We start from the raw sequence: 10,221 nt of genomic DNA, 5'->3' as shown, positions 1-10,221 counted from the left end.
GAGGAGCGATCGCAAGCGCGGCGAAGCCGGGCGTAGCGGGTCGCGACCGTTTATAGAGGAGCGATCGCAAGCGCGGCGAAGCCGGGCGTAGCGGGTCGCGACCGTTTGCAGAGGAGCGGGAAGGAGTAGAAAGAACGAGTGGCTGAACTCAAACTTGGATACAAAGCATCTGCCGAGCAATTCGCACCGCGTGAGCTCGTCGAACTGGCTGTCACCGCCGAGGCACACGGCATGGACAGCGCCACCGTCAGTGACCACTTCCAGCCGTGGCGCCACGAGGGCGGACACGCCCCGTTCTCGTTGGCCTGGATGACCGCGGTTGGCGAACGCACCAAGCGGCTCATCCTGGGCACGTCGGTGCTGACCCCGACCTTCCGATACAACCCCGCCGTCATCGCACAGGCGTTTGCCACGATGGGGTGCCTCTACCCGGATCGCATCTTTCTCGGCGTCGGCACCGGGGAGTCGCTCAACGAGATCGCTACCGGATATGAGGGCGAGTGGCCGGAGTTCAAGGAGCGCTACGCCCGGCTGCGCGAATCGGTGCGGCTGATGCGCGAGCTGTGGCTGGGCGACCGGGTCGATTTCCAGGGCGAGTACTACCACACCAAGGGCGCCTCGATTTACGACGTGCCCGAGGGCGGCATCCCGATCTACATCGCCGCCGGCGGACCCCAGGTCGCCAAATACGCGGGCCGCGCGGGTGACGGCTTTATCTGCACCTCCGGCAAGGGCGAGGAGCTGTACAAGGACAAGCTCATCCCCGCCATGCGGGAGGGCGCGGAGGCCGCGGGCAAGAATCCCGACGACATCGACCGGATGATCGAAATCAAGATCTCCTACGACACCGACCCGGACCTGGCGCTGGAGAACACCCGATTCTGGGCGCCGCTGTCGCTGACCGCCGAACAAAAGACCAGCATCCATGACCCCCTCGAGATGGAGAAGGCCGCCAACGAGCTGCCGATCGAGCAGGTCGCCAAGCGCTGGATCGTCTCGTCGGATCCCGACGAGGCCGTCGAAAAGGTCGGTCAATACGTGGGATGGGGCCTCAACCACCTGGTGTTCCACGCGCCCGGTCACGACCAGCGCCGGTTCCTGGAGCTCTTTGAAAAGGATCTGGCCCCCAGGCTGCGGCGACTTGGCTGAAACCGCTGGGATCTACATCGCGGCGCCCGAGCCGGAGACCGGCAAGTCGACGATCGCGCTGGGGCTGCTCAACCGGTTGACGGCGACGGTCGCCAAAGTCGGTGTGTTCCGGCCGATCACCCGGCTCGGGGAAGAGCGTGACTACGTCCTGGAACTGCTGCTGACCCGCACGACCGCGGGCCTGTCCTACGAACAATGCGTCGGCGTCACCTACCAGCAGATCCACGCCGATACCGACGCCGCGATCGTCACTATCGTCGACGCCTATCACGCCATGGCGCAGGCATGTGACGCGGTGGTGATCGTCGGCAGCGACTACACCGACGTCACCGGGCCGGCCGAACTCTCGGTGAATGCGCGCATCGCAGTCAATCTCGGCGCACCGGTGCTGCTGGCGGTACGGGCCAAGGGACGCACCGCCGATCAGGTCGCCGGCGTCGTCGAGGTGTGTCTGGCCGAGCTGGCCGCGCAGCGTGCCCACACCGCGGCGGTGGTTGCCAACCGCTGTGAGCCGACGGAGGTGGACGCCGTCGCCGCGGCGTTGCGCTCGTTCGCCCCCCGCAGCTATGTGCTGCCGGACGAGCCGTTGCTGTCGGCGCCGACGGTGGCCGAGTTGCAGACGGCCGTGCACGGGAGGTTGGTCAATGGCGACCCCGAGCTGGTCGGGCGCGAGGCGATGGGTGTGCTGGTGGCCGGGATGACGGCAGACCATGTGCTGGAACGGCTGCGCGACGGCATGGCGGTGATCACCCCCGGCGACCGTTCGGATGTCGTGCTGGCCGCCGCCAGCGCCCATGCGGCCGAAGGGTTTCCGTCCTTATGCTGCCTGATCCTCAACGGCGGCTTCGACCTGCATCCGTCCATCTCGGCGCTGGTGTCCGGTTTGCGACTGCGGCTGCCGATCATCGCCACCATGCTGGGTACCTACGACACGGCCAGCGTGGTCGCCGCGGCCCGGGGCCGGGTCACGGCGAACTCGCATCGCAAGATCGACACCGCTGTGGAGCTGGTGACCAGCCACATGGATGTCGCGGATCTGATTGCGCAGCTGGCTATTCCGATCCTCACGGTGACGACACCGCAGATGTTCACCCACCAGCTCACTCAGCAGGCGCGTGCGGATCGCAAGCACATCGTTCTTCCCGAAGGTAGCGACGACCGGATCCTCAAGGCTGCCGGCCGGGTGCTGAAGCGCTGCGTCGCCGACCTGACGATCTTGGGCGATGAAGCCCAAATCCGGTTGCGCTCCGCAGAACTCGGAGTCGATCTGCAGGACGCGACGATCATCGACCCGCGCAACGAAGAATTGTGCAGCCAGTTCGCGGAGCAGTACGCCGAATTGCGCAAGGCAAAAGGCATCACGGTCGAGCAAGCTCACGAGATCATGCACGATGTCTCGTATTTCGGCACCATGCTGGTCCACAACGGCATGGTCGATGGCATGGTGTCCGGTGCCGTCCACACCACGGCACACACGGTTCGCCCGGCGTTCGAGATCATCAGGACCGTTCCGGACGTCTCGACGGTGTCCAGTATTTTCCTGATGTGTCTGCCCGATCAGGTGCTGGCCTACGGGGACTGCGCGATCGTGCCGGACCCCACGCCCGAACAGCTCGCCGACATCGCGATCAGCTCGGCACGCACCGCTGCGCGGTTCGGCATCGAGCCGAAGGTAGCGATGCTGTCCTATTCCACCGGTGATTCCGGCACCGGAGCCGACGTCGACAAGGTCAGGAAGGCAACGGAATTGGTGCGCGCCCGGGATCCGCAGCTACTGGTCGAGGGGCCGATTCAGTACGACGCCGCGATTGAACCGTCGGTGGCCGCCACCAAGCTGAGTGGCTCGGCAGTCGCCGGTCACGCCACCGTGCTGATCTTTCCCGACCTCAACACCGGCAACAACACCTACAAGGCGGTGCAGCGCAGCGCCGGGGCAATCGCGATCGGTCCGGTGCTGCAGGGCTTGCGCAAGCCGGTGAATGACCTCTCTCGCGGTGCACTGGTCGAAGACATCGTCAACACCATTGCGATCACGGCAATCCAGGCGCAGGGTGTCGGCCATGGCTGATAGCACGAATCGACCTGTGCTGGTGATCAATTCGGGGTCCTCGTCGCTGAAGTACAAGTTGGTCGAGCCGTTCTCCGGCGTCGAACGCGCGGGCGGCGGCATCCAGCAGATCGGCGAGCCGTCGTCACGGGTCGCCGACCATGAAGAAGCGTTGCGGTTGGCGTTCGACCAGATGGCCGAGGGCGGTGTGGACCTGAAGTCGTGCGGCCTGCTGGCGGTCGGACACCGTATCGTGCATGGGGGTCAGGAATTCTATCGGCCGACGCTACTCGACGACGCCCGGATCGCCGATCTCGATAAGCTGTCCGAGCTTGCCCCGCTGCACAATCCGCCTGCGGTGCAGGGCGTCAAGGTGGCGCGCAAGCTGCTGCCGGACGTCGCGCACATCGCCGTGTTCGACACGGCCTACTTCCACCACCTGCCGGCCGCGGCCGCGACGTACGCGATGAATCGGGAGCTGGCGGAGCGATACCAGATACGCCGCTACGGATTTCACGGCACGTCGCACCGGTACGTGAGCGAGCAAGCCGCCGCCTTCCTCGGCAGACCGCTGGACAGCCTGAATCAAATCGTGCTGCATCTGGGCAATGGCGCCTCGGCCTCGGCGATTGCCGGTGGCCGGCCGGCCGACACATCGATGGGCCTGACCCCGTTGGAGGGTCTGGTGATGGGCACCCGCAGCGGCGACATCGACCCCAGCGTCATCAGCTACTTGTGGCGCACCGCGAAGATGGACGTGGACAAGATCGAGTCCATGCTCAACAATCAGTCAGGCGTCTGGGGTCTGGCCGGTGAGCGTGACTTCCGCAGGCTGCACGCGATGATCGAATCAGGCGACAGCTTAGCACAATTGGCGTACGACGTGTTCATCCACCGGTTGCGCAAGTACATCGGCGCCTACCTGGCCGTGCTAGGGCACACCGATGTCATCAGCTTCACCGCGGGGATCGGCGAGAACGATCCCGCGGTGCGCCGCGACGCGGTGGCCGGGCTGGAAGAACTGGGCATCGTGCTCGACGATGGCCGCAACATCTCCGGAGGAGCAGGCGCGCAGCGGATTTCCGCCGACGACTCACCGATCACCGTGCTGGTCGTTCCGACCAATGAGGAACTGGCCATCGCCCGCGATTGCGCGAGCCTGTTGGAAGGATCACCCGACACGTCGAGTGTGCGCTGACGGCTTCGCGTGTGCGCTGACGGCGGGATTCGCGCGGAATTTCCGCCCTGGACGCACGCCCAACGCCGAGAACGCACACTCGACGTCCCTGTGGATAGCCGAAATCACGCGCGGCGCTGATATGCGAGTGTTCGCGGCATGGTCGACGCGGCAACACCATTCATCGGTAGCGAGGCACTGGCCGGCGGGCTGCTGAGTCGGCACCAACTGAGGACGCGCTATCGGGCTGTGTTTCCCAATGTCTACCTGGGCAAAGACGTCCATGCTTCTCTCGAACAGCGGATCGCCGGGGCGTGGCTGTGGTCCAACCGCCGGGGGACTATCGCCGGTGCGGCCGCCGCTGCGGTGCACGGCGCCCAATGGATTCCCGAGAATGTCCCGGTCGAACTGATCCATGCCAATCCGCGCGCACCTCGGGGTGTGCTGATGCGACGCGGTGCCGTGAAGGACGGCGAGACACAGATTATCGACGGGCGCGCAGTCACCACACCCGAGCGAACCGCCTTCGACATCGGCCGTCTCGGAGCCGTCCATTCAGCAGTCGCCCGCCTGGATGCGCTGGCTCGCGCAACGGGTTTCAAAGTCGATGACGTGCTCCGCGTGGCTCGTGACCACCCGCGCTCGCCGGGGCTTCGATGCCTGGAGACCGCGTTGGAGCTGGTCGATCCGGGCGCCCAATCGCCGCGGGAAAGCTACTTGCGGCTGCTGTTCATCGACGCGGGTATGCCGCGGCCGCAGACCCAGATACCGGTTCTGGGTGTGGACCGGATTCCCGTGGCCTACCTGGACATGGGCTGGCAGGAGTGGATGGTCGCAGTGGAATACGACGGCGATCAGCACCGAATAGACCGACGGCAATACGTCAAAGACATTCGGCGACAGGAGATGCTCGAGGAGATGGGGTGGACCTTAGTGCGCGTGGTCGCCGAGGATGCCCCCGGGGCGGTGCTGCGGCGCGTCCGGGCCGCTATTGCGGCTTCCAATGTGCGGTAACGGCTTTGAGTGTGCACACGCGGCTTCGAGTGTGCGCACACGGCGGGGATGCCGGCGATTTCCCGCCCTGGACGCACACCCAACGCCTTGGACGCACACTCGACGGGAAGAGAAAGAAAGCCGCACACCGATAGCCGCACACCTAAAGCCGCGACCTAGAAGGTGCTGGTGGGCCGGACGTTATTGGCCATGTCCACGAGTGTGTAGCGATGCCGCTGGGTAGGCGCTACCCGGGCCAGGCTGCGCAGTGACGCCTCGACGCCCAGCCGCAGCCCGTGTTGGGTGAACGGGAAACCGAGGATGTGGTTGGTGCTGGCCTCGTTGTCCCCGAGCCAGTCCATCGCACCGCCGAGGACCAGTGCACGGATCTGCAGCACCCGCGGTTCGGTGGGCGGCAGCGCCTCCACTCGCCGGGCGGCGTCGCGGATCTGCCCCTCGGTGATTTCACTGGTCGACCGGCCGGACAGCAGGGTCACCGCACTGGTCAGGTGGGCGGTCGTGAAATGTCGGGAAGTCGGCGGCACTTCGTCGAGTGTGCGCACCGCGCCGATTCGATTGCCTTCGGCCGAAAGGGATCTCGCCAACCCGAATGCCGCCGAGATGGCGCCGTCGTTGGTGCGCCACACCGTCCGGTAGAACTTGTCGACGTCGATGTTGCCGGCCAGTTCGCCGGTGGCGGCCAGCGCCAGCTTCGGTGCCAGCTCGCCGGGGAAGGTATCGAGCACCTCGGTGAAGTGCTTGATGGCGGACTCGTAATCGCCGGTGAGCAATTCGGCGACGGCCCGGAACCAGACCAACCGCCAGCGCCAGCCCACCCGCTCGGCCAGGTCGTCGAGTTTGCGGGTGGCCTTGGCCACGTCGCCCAGGTCCAGCAGCGCACGGACTTCCATCAGCGGCAGCTCGACGGACTCCGACACGTCGATACCCTCGGCGGCCAGTGAACCGTGCCGGGCCGCGCGCAGCGAGTCCAGCGTCTGCACCGGCTGCGAGAGCACCGTCGCCTGCAGCACCGGGGCCGCGACGTCGGTCGGATCGACCAGCGGCACCGATAGCGCAGTCACGATCTCCCGGGCGGTCAGCTTCTCCGAATGCACCTGGCCGTCCAGATAGACATCGGTGTGCGCGACCGACAGGTCCACCCCGAAGGTGGACCGGCTGGGGCTGAACAGCGTCGACAACCCGGGCCGCGGAACCCCAGAGTCCTGAGCGACCACCTCGCGCAGCACACCCATCAACTGCGCGGACATCTCCTCGGCGGAAACAAACCGGCGCCGGGGGTCGGGGTCGGTGGCGCGGCGCAGCAGCCGGGCGAACGACTCATAGGTGAACAGCACCGGGTCGTCTTCGGGCAACCCGTCCACGTAGCGGCCGTTGCGGGTGCGCAGGTTCAGCGTCAGCGAGGCCAGGGTGCGTCCGACGGTGTAGATATCGGTGGCGATGGTCGGGCCGGTGCGCACGATCTCCGGCGCCTGGTATCCGGGCGTGCCGTAGAGGTAGCCGAACGAATTCACCCGTGACACCGCGCCCAGGTCGATCAACTTCAGCAACTCTTCGGTGAGCATGATGTTCTCCGGCTTGAGGTCGTTGTAGACCAAGCCGATGGAATGCAGATAGCTCAGCGCGGGCAGGATTTCCAGCAGGTAGGCGATGGCCTCGGCGACGGGCAGTTTGGCGTCCTTCTTGCCCCGCTTGAGCGACTGCCCGCCGATGTACTCCATGACGATGTAGCCGACCGGATCGCCGTGCCGGTCGGCGTGTTCGACGAAGTTGAAGATCTGCACGATCTGCGGGTGAACCACCTCGGCGAGGAACTGCCGTTCGGCCATCGCGATCGCTTGCGCCTCGGCGTCACCGGAATGCACCAGGCCCTTAAGCACCACCGGGCGGTCGTTGACGTTGTGGTCGACGGCCAGGTACACCCAGCCCAGCCCGCCGTGCGCGATGCAGCCTTTGACCTGGTACTGGTTTGCGATGATGTCGCCGCGATTTAGCTGGGGCAAAAAGGAATATGAACTTCCGCAGGACGGGCATTTGCCCTCCGAGGCGCCCTTGCCCTCGGATCTGGACCGGCCCACGGGCTTTCCGCAGTTCCAGCAGAACCGCTTGGACTCCGGCACCATGGGATTGGTCATCAGGGCTTCGACCGGGTCGATGTCGCGGACCCGCGGGATTTCGACCAGCCCGCCAGCAAGTTTCCTGGTGGGCGGAAGCACCCGGGTGGCGACCGTCATCCGGTCTTGCAGGTCGGGGTCTAGGCCGCCGAGCGAAATGTGCGGCAGGTCGTCGTCGTCATCGTCGTCCCAGGCGGGACGGAAGAGTGCCTGGGTGGCATTCGTGCGCCCCGTCGTCGCACCGGTCTGCGCGTCCGACCCCTCGATTCCCGGGTCCGCGTCGTCGGAACCGGATTCGTGTTCGGCCTCGGTCATCAGTCCACGTACCTCGGAACGGGCGGGGCGGGCGCCGGGCCGAGAACCGTTAACCACTTGCGGTACAAGGTGTTCCAGGTGCCGTCTCGACGGATGCGTTCCAGCGTGCCGTTGACGAACCGGACCAGCCCCGTGTTGTCCAGATTGATCCCGATGCCGTAGGGCTGGGTGGCCATGTTCGGTCCGACGATGTGTAGATACGGGTCTTCTTCGACCAGCCCGGCCAGGATGGAGTCGTCGGTGCTGACGGCGTCGATCTCCCGCTGTTGCATGGCCACCAGGCAGTCCGCCCAGTTCACCACCGAGACGATGATCGGGGGCGGGTCGATCTGCCGGATTCGATGCAACGACGTGGTACCCCTGGCCACGCAGACGCGCTTGCCGGACAGGTCGGCGACTTTGGAGATCGGGGAGTCACGCGAGGCCAGGATGCGCTGGCTGGCATCGAGGTAGACGGTGGAGAAGTTCACCTGCTTGCGGCGGTCGCAGGTGATGGTCATGGTCTTCACGACGATGTCGACCTCGGAGTGCTGCAGCGCGGTGATGCGCTCGTCGGACGACAGGATCCGGTACTCGACATGCGACGGGGCGCCGAAGATGTCGCGCGCGATCTCACCGGCGATATCGACGTCGAAACCGGTGATCTCGCCGGTGATCGGATCGCGGAAGCTGAACAGGTTGCTGCCGATGTCAAGCCCGACGATCAGCCTGCCGCGGGCCCGGATGTCGGCCACCGCGGCGTCCGCCTCGGCCTTGGTGGGGAACGGGCGCAGGCTGGCGGTGGCGTTGCAATCCTGGCCGGAATCGTCCGGCGGCAGCGGCGGTTTTGCCGACAGTTGCTCCATGCCGACCGGAGTGGGCGGCGGCAACGTCGGCGCGGTGGCCACGGTCAGCGATTCGGTGCGCCCGCAACCCGCCAGCACGATCGCCGTGGCGAGCACGGCGCTCGCCCGGCGGATCCTGGGAAGACGGTTCATCACCGATACTCTTTCAGCCGCGGCCACAGGCCCAGGGCGACCGCGAGGGCGGCACCCAGACTGAGCACCACACCGCCGACCTGGGCGCCGGACAGCCCGCTGCGCGCATTGATCACGTCGTTGCGCAGGTGCGCGCGGGATTGGGTCATGGCCTTGCCCAACTGATCTTCGAGCTTGTCGAACGCGGGGGTTGAGTCGTCTTCGGCGCTGCCCAGCGCGATCTGGGTGGCGGCGCGATAGTTGCCGACCGAGATGTACGAGTTGATCCGGTCGTTGGCCTGCCGCCACCGGACCAACAACTGGTCAGCACCTTGCAGATCGGTCTTGTCGACGGCGTCGCTGCGGGCCATGTACTGCTCGATCTGGTCGTGCATGTAGTCGATGCGCTGATAGAACGACTGCTTGCGGATCTGTTCGTCGCCGCGCCGAATCAGCGACAGCGTCTCGTCGGCGCGGGCCTGCTGCGCGGTGATCGCCACGTTGGTCACGGTCTTGAGCGACTCGGCCGCCGTGTCTTTGGCGCTACGGCTGGCAGTCGTGGAGATTGTTAGCGCAGTTCCGACCCACACCACCATGACGAGAATACCGAGCGCGCCCACTACCAGGCCCGGGTTGATCCGGCGCCTGGTACGCCGGGCCAGCCAGCGATGCGAGAACAGGCCGAAGACCACCGTGGTGGTGACAACGAGGATCACCGGAGCCGGAAAGTGGGTGGACGCGGTGGTTTCCGAGTCCACCCGCTCTGACGTCGCCTGATAAAGCTGCGCCGCATCGGGCAGGATCGTCGCCTGCATCAGGCCCGAGGCCTCCGACAGGTACGACGACCCGACCGGGTTGCCTTCCCGGTTGTTGGTCCGCGCTATCTCGATCAACCCCGTGTACACGGCCAGTTCGGCGTTGATCTTGCCCAACAGCTGCACCAGCGGCTGATCGTCGATCCCGCTGGACGCGCGGGCCACGGCCACCGCGGCGTCGGTGATGGCTTGTTCGTAGCGCATCCGCACCGGCCACGGCTCGGCTTGCGCGATGAACGCGGTGGCCGCCGCGGCGTCGGCCACCGACAGCGTGGTGTAGAGCCGTCCGGCGGCGAATGACAGCGGCTCGGTGTGGTTGAGCACGGTCGACAGCACTTGCTGGCGATGGTTGATGGTCGTCGAGGTGGCAAACGCGCTGGAGACCCCGAGCGCCGCCAGGACGATGCCGATCGTCAAGATGCGGCCCGGAGTCGTCGAGATGAACCACCAACGGGGGTGGGCCGGTTCGCCCGGCGACCGTGACCCCTGCGGCTCGGTCGTCGGGTGCGCCAGCTCAACCGTCACGTCTGTTCAGACCTCATCTCTCGGCCACTGGAATGCGCTGCTCGAACCTGTATAAGCGAATTCTAAGAGAATGTCGGGGCGGATGGGGGGAGGCGGACCCATTTCGGTGATC

The 10,221-nt window shown here is 66.0% G+C and carries 7 protein-coding genes; 4 read left to right on the top strand and 3 right to left on the bottom strand.

Features of this window, described 5'->3' with window-relative positions:
• Window positions 1–138: 138 nt before the first annotated feature.
• The 4 genes from fgd to ACTXG5_RS03055 all read left to right on the top strand — a co-directional run bounded on the left by fgd (window position 139) and on the right by ACTXG5_RS03055 (window position 5,387).
• Window positions 139–1,149: a glucose-6-phosphate dehydrogenase (coenzyme-F420) gene (gene fgd / locus ACTXG5_RS03070; protein WP_445162296.1), complete on the top strand. Its 1,011-nt coding sequence runs from the start codon at window positions 139–141 to the stop codon at window positions 1,147–1,149.
• The gene (gene pta, locus ACTXG5_RS03065) at window positions 1,142–3,217 is read left to right on the top strand and encodes a phosphate acetyltransferase (RefSeq protein ID WP_445162295.1); all 2,076 of its coding nucleotides are present in this window, start codon (window positions 1,142–1,144) and stop codon (window positions 3,215–3,217) included. Before fgd ends, pta begins: the two co-directional genes overlap by 8 nt.
• Window positions 3,210–4,394, top strand: a complete 1,185-nt coding sequence (locus ACTXG5_RS03060; protein WP_445162294.1) for an acetate kinase — start codon at window positions 3,210–3,212, stop codon at window positions 4,392–4,394. Before pta ends, ACTXG5_RS03060 begins: the two co-directional genes overlap by 8 nt.
• Before the next feature lie 138 nt (window positions 4,395–4,532).
• On the top strand, window positions 4,533–5,387 hold the full coding sequence (locus ACTXG5_RS03055) for an endonuclease domain-containing protein (protein WP_445162293.1): 855 nt from the start codon (window positions 4,533–4,535) through the stop codon (window positions 5,385–5,387).
• Window positions 5,388–5,542: 155 nt separating this feature from the next.
• Here the strand turns inward: ACTXG5_RS03055 and ACTXG5_RS03050 are convergent, their stop codons facing one another.
• The 3 genes from ACTXG5_RS03050 to glnX are packed head-to-tail and all read right to left on the bottom strand — an operon-like array spanning window position 5,543 to window position 10,109.
• Entirely contained in the window at window positions 5,543–7,813 is a 2,271-nt protein-coding gene (locus ACTXG5_RS03050; RefSeq protein WP_445162292.1) for a serine/threonine-protein kinase PknG, read from the bottom strand.
• Window positions 7,813–8,790 carry a glutamate ABC transporter substrate-binding protein gene (locus tag ACTXG5_RS03045; RefSeq protein WP_445162291.1) on the bottom strand — a complete coding sequence of 326 codons (978 nt, stop codon included), beginning with the start codon at window positions 8,788–8,790 and terminating at the stop codon, window positions 7,813–7,815. The genes ACTXG5_RS03050 and ACTXG5_RS03045 overlap by 1 nt, the downstream gene beginning before the upstream one ends.
• Complete coding sequence (glnX, locus tag ACTXG5_RS03040; RefSeq protein ID WP_445162290.1) at window positions 8,790–10,109, bottom strand: protein kinase G-activating protein GlnX; 1,320 nt, start codon at window positions 10,107–10,109, stop codon at window positions 8,790–8,792. Before glnX ends, ACTXG5_RS03045 begins: the two co-directional genes overlap by 1 nt.
• Window positions 10,110–10,221 lie beyond the last annotated feature (112 nt).

Source organism: Mycobacterium sp. Dal123C01 (assembly GCF_052566995.1).
The sequence above is the reverse complement of the archived record's forward strand: the minus strand, read 5'-3'. Positions and strand labels throughout refer to the sequence as shown.